Origin of the sequence: Streptomyces sp. NK08204, from assembly GCF_020400585.1 — a bacterium.
Classification (GTDB): Bacteria; Actinomycetota; Actinomycetes; order Streptomycetales; family Streptomycetaceae; genus Streptomyces.
Genome location: NZ_JAINVF010000015.1, coordinates 32,762 through 51,458, shown reverse-complemented (window position 1 = coordinate 51,458; position 18,697 = coordinate 32,762). Strand labels below are relative to the sequence as shown.

Below are 18,697 nucleotides of genomic sequence, written 5' to 3'. Positions count from 1 at the left end.
GGTGGAGCCATGACGATGCGAACCCGAACCCTTGGAACCACCGGCCCCCAGGTCTCCGCCCTCGGTCTCGGCTGCATGGGCATGTCCGCCCTGTACGGCGACGCCGACCGCGCGGAGTCCATCGCCACCGTTCACGCGGCGCTGGACGCGGGCGTGACCCTGCTGGACACCGGCGACTTCTACGGCATGGGCCACAACGAGCTGCTGATCGGCGAGGCCCTGCGCACCGCGCCCGCCGCGCACCGGGAGAAGGCGCTGGTCAGCGTCAAGTTCGGCGCCCTGCGCGACCCGGAGGGCAACTGGGTCGGCCACGACGGCCGTCCCGCCGCCGTGAAGAACTTCGCCGCCTACTCCCTCCAGCGCCTGGGCGTGGACCACATCGACGTCTACCGGATCGCCCGCCTCGACCCGGACGTGCCGATCGAGGAGACCGTCGGCGCGATCGCGGAACTGATCGAGAAGGGGTACGTCCGCCACGTCGGCCTCAGCGAGGTCGGCGCCGACACCATCCGCCGGGCCGCCGCCACGGCACCCGTCGCGGACCTCCAGATCGAGTACTCGCTGATCTCCCGTGGCATCGAGGAGGAGATCCTGCCGGTCACCCGTGAGCTGGGCATCGGCATCACCGCGTACGGCGTGCTGTCCCGCGGGCTGATCTCCGGCCACTTCAGCCGGGACCGGCAGCTCGGCGCGGGGGACTTCCGGGCCCACTCGCCGCGCTTCCAGGGCGAGAACCTCCAGCACAACCTGGACCTCGTCGAGGCCCTGCGCAAGATCGCCGGGCAGAAGGGCGTGACGGTCGCGCAGACCGCCATCGCCTGGGTGCTCTCCCGCGGCGAGGACATCGTCCCGCTCGTCGGCGCCCGCACCCGCGAGCGGCTGGCCGAGTCGCTCGGCGCGCTGGACGTCACCCTCGACGAGGCCGACCTGGCCGCCATCGAGGAGGCGGTCCCGGCGGACGCCGCGGCCGGGGAGCGCTACCCGAGCCAGCAGATGGCCAGCCTCGACAGCGAACGCTGACCGCGCCGCCGGGTACGGTCTAGGACATGGCACCACCCACCGAGACCCTGACCGCCGAGCGCATCCTCGAAGCGACCGAGGAGGTGCTGCGCCGCCACGGCCCGGCCAAGGCCACCGTGGTCGACGTCGCCCGCGCGCTCGGCGTCAGCCACGGCAGCGTCTACCGGCACTTCCGCACCAAGGCGGACCTGCGGGCGGCGGTCACCAAGCGGTGGCTGGACCGGACATCGGACCGGCTCGCCGTCATCGTCGCCGAGGAGAGCGCCCCGCAGGACCGGCTGCGGGCATGGCTGGCAGCCCTGTTCGAGGCCAAGCGGCACAAGGCGGGCGACGACCCCGAGCTGTTCGCCACCTACACGGTGCTCACCGATGAACTCGGCGGCGTGGTCTTCGAGCACATAACCGACCTCACCGCACAGCTCACCGACATCATCGAGGCCGGCGTCGGGTCGGGTGCCTTTCACGTGTCCGACCCGGCCGCCGCCGCCCGCGCCGTCTTCCAGGCCACCGGCCGCTTCCACGACCCCTGCTACGCCCGCGAGTGGCAACGGCCCGGTGTGGAGGAGGAGTTCACCGCGGTGGTCGATCTGATCGTGCGGGGCCTGAGCAGTCACGGGTGAGCCGGGGCGGGCACCGCCTCGGTCCAGGTGCCGTCTGCCAGGGCCGCCAGGACGCCTCGCTTGACGGCAGCGCGTCGAGTACCGGACACCAGCGACAGGGGCAGAAAACCGTCCCGCTCTTCGTGGGAGCGCAGCACGGCACGGACATACGCGTACTCCGACGGGTGCTGTTCGGCCAGGAGCCGGCCGGCCTCCGCCTTGGCTTCGGTCAGGGAGACGACCCGCGGCCGTTCGTGTGCCCGCTCGCGCAGCACGTGAGTGATCTGGCGGACGTACCGCTTGCGCTCCAGCCGCCGCTGCTGGATCGCGGCGAGAAACCGCCGGGCGTTGAGCACCCCGATCGCCTCCGTCCCGGGAAGTGACGCGAAGTCGTCCGGGAGGGCTCCGAGTGCGTGCGGGGTCTGGGCGCGAGCCGCTTTCACCGTCATCTCGCCCAGCTCTGTCAGAGCGGCCTCCCAGCGTCCCAGCAGCAGCGGATGCCGCAACGCGGGGGTGCGTGCTTCCTGGTCCTTGGCGTCGTCGGCCGCGGCGATCCGTACCCGCGTGCCGGTGGCGGCGAGCAGGGCGTCGACCTCCGGGGTGCGCGGCGCGCTGATCCAGCCGTGCTCACAGGCGTACGCGATCTGGTCGTGCACATCACGGAACGAGGGATCCTGCGGTGCCTCCCCCACGTTCCGTCGGGCACGCTCTTGGGCCACGAGCTCCGCGTATTCGTCCGGAAAGGCGTTGCGCAGCCAGTTCCGGGCCGTCAGGTGGGAGTTCGTGCCCTTCTTGCGTTCCGTGCTGTGGTGGAGGTCGTTGCGGCGCAGCTGCTTGACGAGGACACCGGCCTCGTTGATGCGGACCCGGACGCGACGCAGGCGGTGTTCGGTGACCTCCAGACGCGGGTCTCCGAAGTAGCGCATCCGTTCAGCGGCGACCTGGAGTTCTCCGCCGGCGCAGAGCAGCGCGTCCTGCCAGTCCAGCCGCCATTCTGCCTTCCGCAGCAGGCGGCGGGTGCGCTGCGGGACGTAGCCGTTGGTGGCTTCGGCGATGGCCACCGTGACGAGGTTGTCGAAGCTTTCGCCGATGAGTGCTTCGAGTTCGTCCGTCGGAAGGTGTTCGACGTCGCTCAGTCGTAGCCGTTCCCCCATGCGTACCTGCTTTCGACCCACTTCGCGGCCCAGGACGGCCCGCGGTGCCACCGTCGCCGACTGCCTAACGAGCGGCACCGGCCATGGTTCCTCCCCGCGTCCGGCGGCACCGACCGCACGGAGCGTGCGGCAGGACCGGCACCGACAGGACGTGAGGACGGGGAGGTCGCCCGGGCGTCGCTCCGGTTCACCGCACCGTGCGGGGCAGACGCAGGCTCAGCAGGCCGGTCACGGTGATCCCGGCCAACTGCACCAGCAGCGTGGTGACCAGCGCGTCCCGCATGCCCAGGTGCGGGATCAGGGTGAGGAAGAGGCTGCCGAGGGTGGCCACGCCCAGGGCGAGCGAGGACTGCTGGGTGGTGACCATCACGCCGCTGCCGACACCGGCGCGGGCGGGCGGCACCTCGGAGAGCACGAGCCGCATCACATTGGGCAGTTGCAGGGCCTGCCCCACACCGGCGACGGCGGCGCCCGGCAGCAACGAACCGAAGCCCAGGTGCGGCCAGTCACGCCAGGCGGTCAGGGCGATCAGGGCCACCCCCACGCCTTGCAGGACCGCTCCGACGGTCACCACACGGGTGCCGTAGCGGCCGATCAGACGCGGCCCGGCCAGGGAGCCGAACAGAAACGTCAGGGCCATCGGCACCAGCGCGAGACCCGCCCGGACCGGGCCGAGCCCAGCCCCCTGCTGCAAGGCCAGGGCGATCACGAACATGAACCCGCTGAAGCCGATACCGAAGGGCATGATCAGCGCCAGCCCCCGCCGCAGCGACGCCAGCTCCAACAGGCTCGGCGGCACCAGGGGGGTCCGGCCCGCCCGGTCGGCCCGCCGCTCCACGGCGTAGAACGCGCCCGTGACGAACGGGAACGCGGCCAGCGACAGCCACGTCCACAGCGGCCAGCCCGCCGCCCGGCCCTCGGTCAGCGGAGCGAGCAGCGTCAGCAGCGACAGCGCGAGCAGGGCCGTGCCGGGCCCGTCGACGGGTTCGGGACGCTGCGACCGGGTCTCCGGCACGTACCGGACGGCCAGCACCAGGCCGAGCACGACGACCGGCACATTGACCAGGAAGATGGCCCGCCAGCCGCTCCCGGCGATGTCCGCGGCGACCAGCACCCCGCCCAGGATCTGCCCCGCGACCATGGCCAGCCCGGCCGTGGCGCCGTACAGGCTCATGGCCTTCGCGCGGCGCGCGCCGCTGGTGGCGGACTGGATGGTCGCGAGCACCTGCGGCAGCATCGCGGCGGCCGACGCGCCCTGCGCGACCCGGGCCGCGACGAGGCTCCAGGCGCCCGGCGCGAGCCCGCAGGCCAGCGAGGTCAGCCCGAACGCCGCCATCCCCCCGAGGAACAGCCTGCGCCGTCCGAACAGATCCCCGAGCCGCCCGCCCAGCACGAGCAGCACGGCGTACGCGACGCCGTACCCCGCGACGACCAGCTCCAGCACGGCCTCGCCCGCGGCGAGATCGGCGCCGATGCGGGGCAGGGCCACGTTGACGATGAAGAAGTCGACCAGCGGCAGGGCCGCGGCCAGCAGAACGGTGAACAACCCCAGCCCGCCCAGCTCGTTCGGCGGCCCCGCCGAACGAGCAACCGGACGTGGACTCCTGGTGACGGTTTCGGTCATGCCATCGAGCCTGCGGCCTTTCGCAGACGGGTACCAGAGTGTCCTCATCCTGGTAGCAGAAGTACCTGGAAACAGGCTCCGCGCGAGGGCACCCTGGAACCATGACGACCATGGCCGAGCAGACCGCGCCCCGGCAGACCCGCGGTTCGGAGATCCGGCGGCACGAACTGGCCACGTTCCTGCGCAGCCGGCGCGAACGCATCGCCCCCGAGCAGGTGGGCCTGCCCCGCGGCACCCGCCGCCGCACCCCCGGCCTGCGCCGGGAGGAGGTCGCGCAGCTGGCCGCGGTCGGCGTCACCTGGTACACCTGGCTCGAGCAGGCCCGCGACATCCAGGTCTCCGTCCAGGTCCTGGACGCCCTCGCCCGCACCCTGATGCTGGACGCCAGCGAGCGCGCCCACCTCTTCCAGCTGGCCGGCGCCACCGACCCGACCCCCGCCGCGACCTGCCCCAGCGTGACCCCGGGGCTGCGCGAGATGCTGCGCCGGCTGGAGCCGGTCCCGGCCTGCATCCAGAACAGCCGGTACGACATCCTCGCCTACAACCGCACCTACGCCCGCCTCCTGGGCGACCTGGACGCCGTCCCGCCCGAGGACCGCAACTGCCTGCTCCTCGTGTACACGAACAAGGACTGGCAGGCGGCGGTCGTGCACCTGGAGGAGAGCCAGCGCCTGATGGCCGCCCGCCTGCGTGCCTCCCACGCCGGACACCTCGGTGAGCCGGCCTGGAAGATGCTGCTGGGGCGCCTGAAGTCCGAGTCCCCCGAGTTCCGCGAGAACTGGGACCGCTACGAGGTGGTCGGCAATCGCTCCAAGACCAAGGAGTTCATCAACCCGTACGTGGGCCATCTGACCCTGGAGCACACGGACCTGTGGCTGGGCCCGCAGCCGGGTGCGCGGATGGTCACGTACACACCGAAGAACGAGGAGACACGGGAGCGGCTGGAGAGGCTGTACGAGATGGCACGGTGATGGCAGGGGGCGCCTGACCCGGCCCGCCGTGCGGCGGCTAGCCGCGCCTGGAAGCCCCGATGGCCTGCCGTACCTCGGGGGACTCCAGTCTCTGCGCCGTACGTTCGGCAGTTCCCCGGGCCCACCGGCCGCTGGTGAGCAGTCCGAGGAACAGGACGGCCAGCCCGCACCCGGTGATGATCCACCAGGCGGGCCGGGCCGCCGCCACGAACGCCTGCCGGTACGGCGACGAGCCGATCCCGGACGACAGCACCGCGCCGATCACCGCGACGCCGAGCGTCTGCCCCACCTGCCTGCTCGTGGAGGCGACGGCCGCAGCGACCCCGGCCTGGGTCCTCGGCATGCCCGACACCGCCGTGTTCGTGATCGGCGTGTTGACGAAGCCGAAGCCGATGCCGAACAAGAGGTAGCCGATGAGCAGCGTGACGTTCGACGTCTCCGCCCGGAAGGCCGCGAACAGCAGCCCGCTCGCGGCCATCCCGGCTCCGGCCACCAGCAGCGGCAGCCGCGTGCCCCGGTTGCCGACCAGCCGGCCGGACAGCGGTGCACACACGAACATCGCCCCGGCCATCGGCAGCATCCACAGGCCGGCGTGCAGTGCGTCCAGGCCTCGTACGTTCTGCAGGTACAGCGTCGACAGGAACAGGAAACCGCCCAGTGCGGCGAACGCGCCGACCGCGATCACGGTCGCCCCGCTGAACGGCGCCGAGCGGAAGAACCGCAGGTCGATCAGGGGTTCGGTGCGCCGGGGTTCGTAGCGCAGCAGGGCGAGCAGGGCCGCGAGCGCGAGCCCGGCGAAGGGTGCGACCGTGCCGGGACCGGTGTCCGGCGCCTCGATGATCGCGTACGTCAGCGAGCCGAACAGGGTGGTCACCAGCAACTGGCCGACCGGGTCGAAGCGGCGGGCCCTGGGCGCGCGGGACTCGGGGACGAAACGCAGGGTGAGGAGCAGGGCCGCGAGGCCGACGGGGAGGTTGATCCAGAAGATCGAGCGCCAGCCGACCGACTCCACCAGCAGCCCGCCGACCACCGGGCCGCCGGCCATGGATATGCCGACGACCGCGCCCCAGGCACCGATCGCGCGGGCCCGCTGGCGGGGGTCGGTGAAGGTGTTGGTGATGATCGACATGGCGACCGGGTTGAGCATGGAGCCGCCGACCGCCTGCACCATGCGGAACACGACGAGCAGTTCCAGGCTCGGCGCGAGGGAGCACAGCAGCGAGCCGAGTGCGAAGACGGTCAGGCCCGCCACGAAGACCTTCTTGCGGCCGATCCGGTCGGCGGTCGAGCCCGAGAGCATCAGCAGCGAGGCGAGGACCACGGTGTAGGCGTCGATCGTCCACTGCATGCCGGAGGTGTCCGCGTGGAACTCCCGCCTGATCGAGGGCAGGGCGACATTGAGGATCGTGATGTCCAGGCTCACGATCAGCAGGCTCATGCAGCAGATCGCGAGGATGAGCAGGCGTCGGCGGTGACTCGGCTCCGGCATGCCTCCATCGTACGCCTGTTTCGATAGTGCGCCTAACTAATGAGTGATACATGATCATTGTCCATGCGCGACAATGGGGCAATGCCCACGCCCGAGCACCCTCTCCAGATCGGCCCGCACACCGTCCGGCCGCCGGTCGTCCTGGCCCCCATGGCCGGGATCACCAACGCGCCCTTCCGCACCCTGTGCAGGGAGTTCAGCGGCGGTAAGGGGCTGTTCGTCAGCGAGATGATCACGACCCGGGCGCTGGTCGAGCGCAACGAGAAGACCATGCAGCTGATCAGGTTCGACGCGAGCGAGCAGCCGCGCTCGATCCAGCTGTACGGCGTCGACCCGGCCACCGTCGGCAAGGCCGTCCGCATGATCGCGGAGGAGGACCTGGCCGACCACATCGACCTGAACTTCGGCTGCCCGGTCCCGAAGGTGACAAGGAAGGGCGGCGGCTCGGCCCTGCCGTACAAGCGGAACCTGCTGCGGGCGATCCTCCGGGAGGCCGTGAGCGGGGCGGGTGACCTCCCGGTCACCATGAAGATGCGCAAGGGCATCGACGACGACCACATCACCTACCTCGACGCCGGCCGCATCGCCGTCGAGGAAGGCGTGACGGCCATCGCCCTGCACGGCCGCACGACCGCCCAGCACTACGGCGGCACCGCGGACTGGGACGCCATCGCCCGGCTGAAGGAGCATGTGCCGGAGATCCCGGTGCTCGGCAACGGCGACATCTGGTCGGCCGGGGACGCGCTGCGGATGGTGCGCGAGACCGGCTGCGACGGGGTGGTCGTGGGCCGCGGGTGCCTGGGGCGGCCGTGGCTGTTCGCGGATCTCGTGGCGGCGTTCGAGGGGCGTACGGACGACATCGCGCGGCCCACCCTCCGGGAGGTGGCCGACGTCATGGTCCGCCATGCCGGCCTTCTCGGCGAGTGGATCGGCGACGAGTCCAAGGGCGTGGTCGACTTCCGCAAGCACGTCGCCTGGTACCTGAAGGGCTTCTCCGTCGGCTCCGAGATGCGCAAGCGGCTCGCGATCACCTCCTCGCTGGAGGAACTGCGGGCCGGGCTCGACGAGCTGGACCTCGACCAGCCCTGGCCGGCCGGCGCCGACGGCCCCCGCGGCCGTACGTCCGGCAACAACCGCGTGGTGCTGCCGGACGGCTGGCTGAAGGACCCGTACGACTGCGCCGGGGTCAGCGAGGACGCGGAGCTGGACACGTCCGGGGGCTGACCCCGCAGGCAGGTCAGCGCTTCTTCGGGTGCGGCGTCGAGCCGTAGGCCGTCAGGAAGCGGTCGCGGAAGGCGCTCATCCTCCACACCGGGGCGTCGTGCGCGGGGCGCAGACCGTCGGTCCAGCCCCAACCCGCGATCCGGTCCAGCACCTTCGGGTCCCTGGCGACGATCGAGATCGGCACGTCACGGCTGGCGTGGTTGCCGCTGACGCGGGCGATGGGCTGGTGGTCGCCGAGGAACACCAGGACGGTGTCGTCGGTGCCGTAGCGGGTCAGCCACTCGGTCAGGGCGGTCACCGAGTACTCGACCGACCTGCCGTACTCCTGGCGGGACCTGGAGGTGTCGGCGATGACGTCGGCCGGCCTGTCGCCCGCCGCCTCGATGCTCTTGAACGCCGACCCGTCGCCCAGCCGGTCCCAGCGGATCATCTTCGGAACGGGCGCCCAGGGCTGGTGGCTGGAGGTCAGGATGACGAACGACATCAGGTCCTTGCCGTCGGCGCGCTTCCTGCCGTGCACCCGCCGCTGGAACTGTTCGAGGGCGTACTGGTCGGGCATCGTGGACCAGCTGAACTTCGGGCCGCGGTAGCCGAGCTGGAAGGCGTTGTAGACCTTGTCCAGGCCGTAGTACTTCTGCTCCGGCCAGGCCTTCTGCACGCCCGGCATCACACCGACGGTGTCCCACGCACCGGTCTTCTTGAACGCCTCGGTCAGGCTCAGGTGGTCGCTGGCCATGACGGTGCGGTAGCGCTGCTGGTTGCTGACCCACAGGCCCGACATGGTGGTGGAGTGGCCGAGCCAGCTGCCGCCGCCGTAGGTCGCCGACGTCAGCCAGCCGCTCTTGGCGTGGTAGCCCGCCTGCGCGAGGGCCTTGGTGCGCTCGTCCAGCAGCCGGTCCACGCCGGGCGCCTCGATCGGGTCCTCGATCGCGCTGCGGCCGTAGCTCTCGACGAACGTGAAGATCACGTCCTTGCCGCGCAGGTCGGGGACCAGCTGGCTGCCCGGGGTGTTCCCGAAGGCGTCGACCCTGGCCACCTTCCGGAACTCCGCCTCGTCCCTGAGCGTGTCCGTCACCCGCTGTACCTGGTCCTGCAGTGCGGTGGTGGTGCGGTGGGAGGCGATCGGCACGCCGGAGATCTCGAGGCCGAGGGAGGAGCAGGTGATCCAGACGACCCCGGCGATCAGTGTGCCCCGGGACGCCGGGCCGGTGTGCCGGGCGAGCAGGTTGCTCAGCCGGACCGTGGACAGGGCCAGCAGCACGAACAGCAGCAGGACGACGACGATCACCCCGGCCGTGGCGGCGAGGGTGGCCGTACGGCCCAGCGAATCCTCCAGGTACGACTGCGCGTCGCCGAGCAGGCTCCAGTCGAGCACGGGGTTGAAGTCCCGGCCGAGGTACTGCCGGAAGCCCATGTCGAGCAGGTTCAGCACGGTCGTCGCGGCGAGTACGGCCCCGGCCACGGCAGCCAGCACCGTCCGCGGCCGGCGCGGCAGTGCGAGCATCACCGCGGCCCCGACGACCGCCTCCGCCGGTATCCTTGCGAACCGCGCCGGGCCGAGGTCGACGACCGTGTTCGGCATCACCATCGCCATGATGACCAGGGCGGCGGCGAGGACGGTCACCGCACGGGACAGCACCCGTGCGACCACCGGGTGCCCCTTCTGCCGGCGCCGGACCGCGGGGAACGGGGCACCCAGGGCGAACAGGGCCGCCCGTCCGCTCCGAGGCCACCGCGGGGCCCCACCGTCACGGGCCTCGACGTCCGGCACCTCGACCTTTGGCACCTGGGATTCCGGTAGTTCGGCTTCCGGCACCTCGGTTTCCGGTAGTGGGGCTTCCGGCACCTCGGCTTGAGTGCCCCCGGCGTCAGGGGCGTCGGCTTCGTACGCGCTGGGTTCGACTGCTCCAGCCTCGGCTCCGGCTCCGGCTCCGGCTCTGGCTCCGGCCTCGGCTCCGGCTCCGGTTGCGGCCTCGGCTCCGGCGCCGGTTGCGGTCTCGGCGTCGATCCTGGCTCCGGCCCTTGTCCCGGCTCCGGTCCCGGCCTTGGCTTCCGTTCCGGCCTCGGCTCCGGCTCCGGCTCCGGCTCCGGTTGCGGCCTCGGCTCCGGCGCTGGTTGCGGTCTCGGCGTCGATCCTGGCTCCGGCCCTTGTCCCGGCTCCGGTCCCGGCCTTGGCTTCCGTTCCGGCCTCGGTCCCGGTCTCAGCTCCGGTGCGGGCTGCGGTCGCTGCCTCGGCCTTGGCCTCGGTCCCTGCCTCGCTTCCGGTCCCGGCGTCGGCCTCGGTACGGGTCTGCGTCCTGGTCCCGGCTCCGGTGCGGGCTCCGGCCCCGGCTCCGGACTGCTCGGCCCTGGCCTCGGCCTCCGCGGGTTTCGTTCTCGTCTTCTCGCCCGTGCCCGGTGACTGGCGCGTGCTCGTGTGCTGAGGCAAGCCGGGGATCCTTCCGTTCCGTACGTGACCGTGACGGTCCGCCTGGCCCGCCTTCATCACGTACGGCCCGTCCCCGGCCACTGTTCACGGCCGTCGGCAAACACCGGGCAAACCTGCCGTCGGGCTCCCGGCAGGCTGTCGGCGGCGGCGTCCGCCGACGCTCCGTCAGGCGCCCCCGACCGCGGTGAGCAGAGCCAGCGGGGCCGCCGCCGAGCGGGACTCGCGGACGCAGGCGTGCGGGTAGGGTACCGGCTCGGGATGGGTGTCGCGGCCGTAGCCCGCCAGCACCTCCGGCAGCCGGTGCCCGGTGGCCCGTGCCGCGTCGACCAGGGCGTGCGCGACCGAACGGGCCTCGTCGTGCAGGCCGTAGCGGGCCAGACCCAACGTGATCAGCGCGTTGTCGTGCGGCCAGACCGAGCCGCGATGGTAGGACAGCGGGTGGTACGCCGGCTGGCCCGAGGCGAGCGTGCGCACGCCCCAGCCCGAGAAGAAGTCGGGTTCGAGCAGGCGCCGGCCCACCACCTCGCCGTACTCCTTGTCCAGGAGCCCCGACCACAGCAGGTGCCCGGCGTCCGACGCCAGCGCGTCGACCTGTCGGCCCTCCCCGTCAAGAGCGAGCGCCGGGAAGGCGTGCCTGGGCATCCAGAAGTCCCGCTGGAAGCGGTCGCGGAGGTCGGCCGCAGCCTGTTCCAGCAGGGCGGCGTACGTGTCATCGGCCCACACCGAGCGCGCCACCCACGCCGTGCGGCGCAGCGCGTCGTACGCGTAGCCCTGGGCGCCCGCCGCCATCACCGCGCCGGTGGGCCGGCTGCCGTCGGCGCCGCAGATCGCGCCGGGGGAGTCCTTCCAGTTCTGGTTGGCGAGACCGCCCTCGTCGGCGCGGTAGACGAGGTAGCCACGCGAGGTGAGCCCACCGTGGTCGAGCATCCAGCCGATCGCCGCGCGGGCGTGCGGCTCCAGGCGGCGGGCCAGGTCCGTGTCGCCGGTCTGCTCGACGTACGCGCCGAGCAGGATCAGGAACAGCGGAGTGGCGTCGACCGAGCCGTAGTAGCGCGCGAACGGCACCTGCCCGAAGTGTGCCAGCTCCCCGTACCGCACCTCGTGCACGATCTTGCCGGGCTGGGCGACCGGGGAGCAGCCGGCGTCCGTGGCCTGCGTGGCGGCGAGCGCGGGGAGCGTGGCGGCGGCCAGCTGCGGGCGGTACGGCAGCGTGAACAGGGAGGCGAGCAGGGCGTCCCGGCCGAGCAGGGTGAGGAACCAGGGCGCGCCCCCCGCCGGGACACGCAGTTCCTCGCCCTCCGGGCCGGTCGCGGGGACCTGGAGCACGGCGAGGTCCGCGAGCCCGCGGGCGCACGCCGCCGCCAGCTCCGGCCAGCCCGTCGGAAAGGCCACGCCCTCCACGAACCTGCCCTCCGCCGCGAGGAGCTGCTCGTGCACGGCGGCCGGGTCGCGGGGCACGCGCAGGGCGCGTTTCTCGCCGTGCGGGCGGGCGATCACGCGCAGCACCAGCTCGGCCGTGCCGTGCGGGGACAGCTCCAGTTGCCAGACCAGGCGGCGGGCGCCGGTGCCGGTCTCCTCGACGGCGTCCGGGGCGGGGTCGGCCGTGATGCTCGTACGGGATCGCCACTCGGCCCGCTGGTACGTGAACTCGATTCCGTCGTCGAGGATTTGACGGGAGCGTACGGCGCCGGGCTTGCCGTAGGTGCGGTGGTCGGAGCGGAGTTCGAACTGGTCGGTGAAGTCGGCGTCGGCGGTGATGGCGAGCTGTACCGTGGTGGGCACCGGGCGGTTGCTGGTGATCCGCAGCGACTCCACGAACGAGCTGTCACCGACGGCCTGTTCGCGGAAGAGCGTGTGCGCGGGTGGCTCCTGCCGGCCTCCGCGCGGCACCAGCACGCAGCGTGCCGCGTCCCCGTCCGCGACCGGTGTGAGCACCTCGGGCAGCGCACCGTCGACGGTGAGCTGCCAGCGGCTGAGATGCCGGGCGTCCCGGACGAAGAATCCGTCCGGGGAAGTGCCGCCCCGCACCCCGCTGATGTCGCCCCGGTCGCCCACGGCGGCGAACGTCGCCCCGTGCACGAGCAGATGATGCCGGTCCGTCATGCCCGGTCGCCTCCCGAGTCACTCGTGCCCATGTCGTTCGTGTCCTTGCCGTTCGTGCCGTTGTCCCTCGTGCCCTTGTCCTTGGTGTCGAACGCGCCGGTGGCCGTGCGGGACACGGTGGCTCCGGGGCGCTCATGGAGCAGGTCCAGCGCGAGCGCGGCGGTCCAGCCGAAGCCGGTGGCGCCGCAGGGCTCGCCGGTGTACGGGTCGACGTACTCGGCGAAGCCGGAGGCGTCGGCGGTACGCAGGACCGCCTCGCGCAGCGCGTCGGCCCGCGCCTGCTCGCCGTGCGTGCGCAGCCCCTGCTGCAGCAGCCAGCTCGTGTTGAACCAGGCCGGGCCGCGCCAGTACCGGTGCGGGTCGAAGGCCTCGCCGAGCAGGTCGTAGCTCGGCACCAGCTCCGTGCTGTCCCCGAGGCCGAAGTGCGGGCCGCACAGCGTGCGGACGAGAGCGGCCGCGGTCTGGCGGGGCAGGTCCGGCAGTATCAGCGGGACCAGGCCGCAGACCCCGCGCTCCTCGATCAGCCCGCCACGCCCGCCGCCGCGCAGGTCCCGGCACAGAAACATTCCGCTCGCCGGGTCCCACAGCCGCTCGACCAGGGCGGCCGTCAGCCGCTCGGCCCGCGCGTGACGAGCGGTGCCGGGCGCGCCCAGCTCCCCGGCGATCCGGGCCAGCGCGTACTCGGAGGCGATCAGCAGGGCGTTGAACGCCGGGTCCTCCACCGCGAACTCGCCGGCCCCGTCGGCGTACCCCGCGTCCCGGTAGTCGGCGGCCAGCCGCACGTACCGCCCGTAGTCCAGGTCCGTCGGGCGGTCCTGTGCCGCGCCGTGGTCCAGGTCGGCACGGCGGAAGGAGCGGGCCGGGGCCGGGGTGATCCGGGCGAGCGGGGCGTCCCAGCACGGGCTGTTGTCCATGCCCTGTTCCCAGGGGTGCACCACGGACACCAGACCGCCCCCGCCCAGGTCCCGCCGGTGCAGCAGATACCGGTGCCAGGCGGCCAGCCGCGGGTACATCCGGGCGAGGAAGCCGCGCGCCCGCGACAGGCCCGGGTCGGCGCGGTGCACCAGCCAGGCCGCGAGCGCGTGCACCGGTGGCTGCACGATGCCGGAGGTCTGTACGGTGCGCGGAGCGCCGGCGGCGCGTCCGGCGGTCGAGGAGCGCCAGAAGTCGGGGCTGGGGAAGTACGCGTCGAGCGGTACGGAGGGGTTGAAGACGATGTGCGGGACGCGCCCGTCGGCCCACTGGGCGCCGAACAGGGTCTCCAGCTCCGTCTGCGCCCGAAGCGGCGACAGGTGCCGCAGCCCGATCGCGATGAACGCCGAGTCCCAGGACCACTGGTGCGGATACAGGCTGCGGGAGGGGACCGTGGACGCGCCCGTCCAGTTGGCGTTCAGTACCCGGGCCGCTCTGACGTGCAGGGGTGTGTCCGGGGCCGGTGGACCGTATGCGCTCTCGCGTTCCACGAGACGGGCGGTGAGCTGGGCGGTGCGGTCCACTCGGGGCTCCCAGAAGACGTCCGGCCGACCGGGTTTGGCTGTCGAGTCCATGAGGTTACGTCTATTTAACACGCAAAACCCAATATGTAAGGGAAGCTTGGGAAACACAAGGGGGTGCGCATGACCGGACGGCCCGGCAGGACAGGAAAGGGCACGACGCAGGCGAGCGCCGGCGAGTTGCTCGAACTGGTGCGCAACGGCCGGGCCGTGACGCGCGGGGCGCTTCAGCAGGCGACCGGACTGTCCCGGGCCACCGTCGGCCAGCGCCTGGACCGGCTGTTCCGGGCCGGCTGGCTGCGCGAGGGCGCGGGCGGCCCGGTGGCCTCGCCGCTCGGCGGACGTCCTTCCATCATCCTGGAGTTCGATGACTCCCACGCGGTGGTCCTCGCGGCCGACCTCGACACCCGGCACGCCCGCGCGGCCGTCCTCACCCTGACCGGCGAGATCCTCGCCGAGCATGCCGGCACGCTGGTGGTGGAGGACGGGCCGGAGGCCGTGCTCGCCGAACTCGGCAGCTGGTTCGCGCAGTTGCTGACCAAGACCGGGCACCGGGGTGAAGAGGTCTGCGGGATCGGGCTCGCCGTGCCGGGGCCGGTGGACAGCGTGACGGGCCGGGTGGTGCAGCCGCCGATCATGCCGGGCTGGGACGGCTACGACATAACGGGCCGCCTCTCCCGCGCCTTCACCGAGCACACCGGCGCCCCGGCCGTCCCGGTCCTGGTGGACAACGACGCCAACCTGATGGCCTACGGCGAGCAGCGCGCCGGGCACCCCGACTGCGCTGCCTTCGTCCTGGTCAAGGTGTCCACCGGTATCGGCGCCGGGGTCGTGGTCGACGGCTCTATCTACCGGGGCGTGGACGGCGGCGCCGGCGACATCGGGCACATCCGGGTGGGCGCGGACGCACTGTGCCGGTGCGGGTCCTACGGCTGTCTCGCCGCCGTCGCCAGCGGTGGTGCCGTGGCCAGGCGGCTGGCCGAGTCCGGGGTGCCGGCCGCCTCCGGCTCGGACGTACGGGACCTGCTGGCCGCCGGACACCCGGAAGCCGCCGCGCTGGCCCGTGAGGCCGGGCGCCGGGTCGGGGACGTCCTGGCGACCGTGGTCACCCTGCTGAACCCCGGTGTGCTGATGATCGCCGGGGATCTGGCCGGAACGCCCTTCTTGACGGGCGTGCGCGAGCTGCTCTACCAGCGGGCGCTGCCCCGGTCCACGGCCCACCTGGACGTCGTCACCTCGCGGCTGGGTGAGCGGGCGGGTCTGCTGGGGGCGGGGGCGCTGGTGGTGGAGCACCTGTACGCGCCGGAGCGGGTGGAGGAGCGGCTGCGGGCGCTGGGGGTGTGACGTTGCCGCCAGGGGTGTGACGTCGGCGTTTCTCCGGCCGTTCCGGCGTCCCGAAGGTCGTCCGCATGGTGAAATCAGACTCCCCGTGGCAGCGTGATTCTCGCCACCCTTGATAAGGGATGCGCTCAGATGAGCGAATCGGGCGCGGCTGCACTTCTCCAAAGAGTGGCACTCGGTGCCACCCTCTGATCGTTCATCGATCGAACTCAGATGTGCTTAGACCCCGCTCATCTGAGCGAAAAACTGCCTCTGTGGCCAGGGGTGCGTTCAAGAAGTGAATACATCCGGTCGTCATTGCTTGCCAAGCTTTGACTTTCGATCTGCTGGCAGAGCCCTGGTTACAGGCTCATGACGCGCAAGTGGACGTACCCATGTGCCTTCGATCTGGGTATGTTCCTCGCCGTCAGGGCAGCCACCGCGGCCTCAAGGAGTCGAGACCCGTGTCGGAAAACAAAGAACCCCACGTAGCGAAGTTCGTTTACGACTTCACCGAGGGCAACAAGGACCTCAAGGACCTCCTCGGCGGCAAGGGTGCCAACCTCGCCGAGATGACCAACCTGGGTCTCCCGGTCCCTCCCGGCTTCACCATCACCACGGAGGCCTGCAAGGTCTACCTGGAGAGCGGCGAGGAGCCGGTGGCACTGCGTGACGAGGTGAGTGCGCACCTCGACTCCCTCGAGCAGCGGATGGGCAAGAAGCTCGGCCAGGCCGACAACCCGCTCCTCGTGTCGGTCCGTTCGGGTGCCAAGTTCTCCATGCCCGGCATGATGGACACCGTCCTGAACATCGGCCTCTCCGACAAGTCGGTCCAGGGCCTGGCCAAGCAGGCCGGCGACGACCGGTTCGCCTGGGACTCCTACCGCCGTCTCATCCAGATGTTCGGCAAGACCGTCCTCGGCGTCGACGGCGACCTCTTCGAGGAGGCCCTCGAAGCGGCCAAGGAGGCCAAGAAGGTCACCGTCGACACGGACCTCGAAGCGGCCGACCTGAAGAAGCTGGTCACCAAGTTCAAGAAGATCGTCAAGGCGGAGGCCGGCCGGGACTTCCCGCAGGACCCGCGCGAGCAGATGGACCTCGCCATCAAGGCGGTCTTCGACTCCTGGAACGGTGACCGCGCCAAGCTCTACCGCCGCCAGGAGCGCATCCCGCACGACCTCGGCACCGCCGTCAACGTCTGCTCGATGGTCTTCGGCAACCTCGGCCCGGACTCCGGCACGGGCGTGGCGTTCACCCGCGACCCCGCCTCCGGCCACCAGGGCGTCTACGGCGACTACCTGCAGAACGCGCAGGGCGAGGACGTCGTCGCCGGTATCCGCAACACGGTCCCGCTCGCGGAGCTGGAGTCGATCGACAAGAAGTCGTACGACCAGCTCATGCAGATCATGGAGACCCTGGAGAACCACTACAAGGATCTCTGCGACATCGAGTTCACCATCGAGCGCGGCCAGCTCTGGATGCTGCAGACCCGCGTCGGCAAGCGCACGGCGGGCGCGGCCTTCCGCATCGCGACCCAGCTGGTGGACCAGGGCCTGATCGACGAGACCGAGGCGCTCCAGCGCGTCACCGGCGCCCAGCTCGCGCAGCTGATGTTCCCGCGCTTCGACGAGGACGCGAAGGTCGAGCAGGTCGGCCGTGGCATCGCCGCCTCGCCGGGCGCGGCCGTCGGCAAGGCCGTCTTCGACTCGTACACCGCCGTGAAGTGGTCCCGCTCGGGCGAGAAGGTCATCCTGGTCCGCCGCGAGACCAACCCCGACGACCTCGACGGCATGATCGCGGCCGAGGGCATCCTGACCTCGCGCGGCGGCAAGACCTCCCACGCGGCCGTGGTCGCGCGCGGCATGGGCAAGACCTGTGTCTGCGGCGCCGAGGAGCTGGAGGTCGACACCAAGCGCCGCCGGATGACGGTGCCGGGCGGTCACGTCGTCGAGGAAGGCGACCTGATCTCCATCGACGGCTCCTCCGGCAAGGTCTACCTGGGCGAGGTCCCGGTCGTCCCCTCCCCGGTCGTGGAGTACTTCGAGGGCCGCATGCACCCGGGTGCGGACGACGCCGACGAGCTGGTCGAGGCCGTGCACCGCATGATGGCCTTCGCCGACCGCAAGCGCCGCCTGCGGGTCCGCGCCAACGCCGACAACGCCGAGGACGCGCTGCGCGCCCGCCGGTTCGGCGCCCAGGGCATCGGACTGTGCCGCACCGAGCACATGTTCCTCGGCGAGCGCCGCGAGATGGTCGAGAAGCTGATCCTCGCGGACACCGAGGACGAGCGCGAGGCCGCCCTGCGGGAGCTGCTGCCGCTGCAGAAGAAGGACTTCGTCGAGCTGTTCGAGGCGATGGACGGCCTGCCGGTCACGATCCGCCTCCTCGACCCGCCGCTGCACGAGTTCCTGCCGGACATCACGGAACTGTCGGTCCGCGTGGCGCTGGCGGAGTCCCGCCAGGAGCCGCACGAGAACGACCTGCGCCTGCTCCAGGCGGTCCACCGCCTGCACGAGCAGAACCCGATGCTGGGTCTGCGCGGTGTCCGCCTCGGTCTGGTGATCCCGGGTCTGTTCACCATGCAGGTCCGCGCGATCGCCGAGGCCGCGGCCGAGCGCAAGAACGCCAAGGGCGACCCGCGCGCCGAGATCATGATCCCGCTCGTCGGCACCGTCCAGGAGCTGGAGATCGTCCGCGAGGAGGCCGACCAGGTCATCGCGGAGGTCGAGGCGGCCACGGGCACGCGGCTGAAGCTGGCGATCGGCACGATGATCGAGCTGCCGCGCGCCGCCCTCACGGCCGGCCAGATCGCCGAGGCCGCGGAGTTCTTCTCCTTCGGCACGAACGACCTGACCCAGACGGTGTGGGGCTTCTCCCGCGACGACGTGGAGGCGAGCTTCTTCACGGCGTACCTGGAGAAGGGCATCTTCGGCGTCAGCCCGTTCGAGACGATCGACAAGGACGGCGTCGGCTCCCTGGTGAAGGCGGCGGCCAAGGCGGGCCGCGAGACCCGTCCCGACCTCAAGCTCGGCGTCTGCGGCGAGCACGGCGGCGACCCGGAGTCGGTGCACTTCTTCCACGAGGTCGGCCTGGACTACGTCTCCTGCTCCCCGTTCCGCATCCCGGTCGCCCGCCTGGAGGCAGGCCGCGCGGCCACCCAGTCGGAGGGCAGCGACCACCGCTGACCTCCCGAAGACCCGGAGTCGCCGTCGGTCCCCGACCCTCAGACCGATCGGCGGCGGCTCCGGCGCAAGATGAAGAAGGGCGGCACC

General features: G+C 71.7%; 12 protein-coding genes. 6 read left to right on the top strand and 6 right to left on the bottom strand.

The window, feature by feature from the left end:
* Positions 1-9: 9 nt before the first annotated feature.
* Positions 10-1,020 carry an aldo/keto reductase gene (locus K7G59_RS22215; protein ID WP_225836876.1) on the top strand — a complete coding sequence of 337 codons (1,011 nt, stop codon included), beginning with the start codon at positions 10-12 and terminating at the stop codon, positions 1,018-1,020.
* 26 nt (positions 1,021-1,046) lie between these two features.
* Positions 1,047-1,640: a TetR/AcrR family transcriptional regulator gene (locus tag K7G59_RS22210; protein ID WP_225836874.1), complete on the top strand. Its 594-nt coding sequence runs from the start codon at positions 1,047-1,049 to the stop codon at positions 1,638-1,640.
* On the opposite strand, the gene K7G59_RS22205 is transcribed toward K7G59_RS22210, so the two are convergent.
* Positions 1,631-2,773 carry a hypothetical protein gene (locus K7G59_RS22205; RefSeq protein WP_225836872.1) on the bottom strand — a complete coding sequence of 381 codons (1,143 nt, stop codon included), beginning with the start codon at positions 2,771-2,773 and terminating at the stop codon, positions 1,631-1,633. The two genes, K7G59_RS22210 and K7G59_RS22205, sit on opposite strands and share 10 nt — an antisense overlap.
* Positions 2,774-2,960: 187 nt before the next feature.
* Positions 2,961-4,397 carry an MFS transporter gene (locus K7G59_RS22200; protein ID WP_225836870.1) on the bottom strand — a complete coding sequence of 479 codons (1,437 nt, stop codon included), beginning with the start codon at positions 4,395-4,397 and terminating at the stop codon, positions 2,961-2,963.
* A gap of 101 nt (positions 4,398-4,498) precedes the next feature.
* Here K7G59_RS22200 and K7G59_RS22195 point away from each other — a divergent pair, with 101 nt between their 5' ends.
* Positions 4,499-5,368, top strand: coding sequence for a helix-turn-helix transcriptional regulator (locus K7G59_RS22195; protein ID WP_225836867.1), 870 nt, complete (start codon positions 4,499-4,501; stop codon positions 5,366-5,368).
* A gap of 37 nt (positions 5,369-5,405) precedes the next feature.
* Here K7G59_RS22195 and K7G59_RS22190 read toward each other — a convergent pair whose 3' ends face one another.
* The gene (locus K7G59_RS22190; RefSeq protein WP_225836864.1) at positions 5,406-6,857 is read right to left on the bottom strand and encodes an MFS transporter; all 1,452 of its coding nucleotides are present in this window, start codon (positions 6,855-6,857) and stop codon (positions 5,406-5,408) included.
* 81 nt (positions 6,858-6,938) lie between these two features.
* On the opposite strand from K7G59_RS22190, the gene dusB reads away from it, so the two are divergent.
* Positions 6,939-8,081, top strand: a complete 1,143-nt coding sequence (gene dusB / locus K7G59_RS22185) for a tRNA dihydrouridine synthase DusB (protein ID WP_225836862.1) — start codon at positions 6,939-6,941, stop codon at positions 8,079-8,081.
* A 13-nt stretch (positions 8,082-8,094) separates the two neighbouring features.
* On the opposite strand, the gene K7G59_RS22180 is transcribed toward dusB, so the two are convergent.
* From K7G59_RS22180 to K7G59_RS22170, 3 genes are all read right to left on the bottom strand, one after another.
* Positions 8,095-9,675: a sulfatase-like hydrolase/transferase gene (locus tag K7G59_RS22180; RefSeq protein WP_308295075.1), complete on the bottom strand. Its 1,581-nt coding sequence runs from the start codon at positions 9,673-9,675 to the stop codon at positions 8,095-8,097.
* A gap of 999 nt (positions 9,676-10,674) precedes the next feature.
* Complete coding sequence (locus tag K7G59_RS22175; protein WP_225836859.1) at positions 10,675-12,612, bottom strand: glycogen debranching N-terminal domain-containing protein; 1,938 nt, start codon at positions 12,610-12,612, stop codon at positions 10,675-10,677.
* A complete protein-coding gene (locus K7G59_RS22170; protein WP_225837060.1) occupies positions 12,609-14,108 on the bottom strand; it encodes a hypothetical protein in 1,500 nt (499 codons plus the stop codon). Before K7G59_RS22170 ends, K7G59_RS22175 begins: the two co-directional genes overlap by 4 nt.
* 120 nt (positions 14,109-14,228) lie before the next feature.
* On the opposite strand from K7G59_RS22170, the gene K7G59_RS22165 reads away from it, so the two are divergent.
* Positions 14,229-15,449 carry an ROK family transcriptional regulator gene (locus K7G59_RS22165; protein WP_225836857.1) on the top strand — a complete coding sequence of 407 codons (1,221 nt, stop codon included), beginning with the start codon at positions 14,229-14,231 and terminating at the stop codon, positions 15,447-15,449.
* Positions 15,450-15,889: 440 nt separating this feature from the next.
* Entirely contained in the window at positions 15,890-18,610 is a 2,721-nt protein-coding gene (gene ppdK, locus K7G59_RS22160) for a pyruvate, phosphate dikinase (RefSeq protein WP_225836856.1), read from the top strand.
* Positions 18,611-18,697 lie beyond the last annotated feature (87 nt).

Excerpts from the sequence above, each read along its gene's own strand:
- K7G59_RS22215 (WP_225836876.1), top strand. The coding sequence starts at position 10 with ATGACGATGCGAACCCGAACCCTTGGAACCACCGGCCCCCAGGTCTCC.
- K7G59_RS22210 (WP_225836874.1), top strand. The coding sequence starts at position 1,047 with ATGGCACCACCCACCGAGACCCTGACCGCCGAGCGCATCCTCGAAGCG.
- K7G59_RS22205 (WP_225836872.1), bottom strand. The coding sequence starts at position 2,773 with ATGGGGGAACGGCTACGACTGAGCGACGTCGAACACCTTCCGACGGAC.
- K7G59_RS22200 (WP_225836870.1), bottom strand. The coding sequence starts at position 4,397 with ATGACCGAAACCGTCACCAGGAGTCCACGTCCGGTTGCTCGTTCGGCG.
- K7G59_RS22195 (WP_225836867.1), top strand. The coding sequence starts at position 4,499 with ATGACGACCATGGCCGAGCAGACCGCGCCCCGGCAGACCCGCGGTTCG.
- K7G59_RS22190 (WP_225836864.1), bottom strand. The coding sequence starts at position 6,857 with ATGCCGGAGCCGAGTCACCGCCGACGCCTGCTCATCCTCGCGATCTGC.
- dusB (WP_225836862.1), top strand. The coding sequence starts at position 6,939 with ATGCCCACGCCCGAGCACCCTCTCCAGATCGGCCCGCACACCGTCCGG.
- K7G59_RS22180 (WP_308295075.1), bottom strand. The coding sequence starts at position 9,675 with ATGGCGATGGTGATGCCGAACACGGTCGTCGACCTCGGCCCGGCGCGG.
- K7G59_RS22175 (WP_225836859.1), bottom strand. The coding sequence starts at position 12,612 with ATGACGGACCGGCATCATCTGCTCGTGCACGGGGCGACGTTCGCCGCC.
- K7G59_RS22165 (WP_225836857.1), top strand. The coding sequence starts at position 14,229 with ATGACCGGACGGCCCGGCAGGACAGGAAAGGGCACGACGCAGGCGAGC.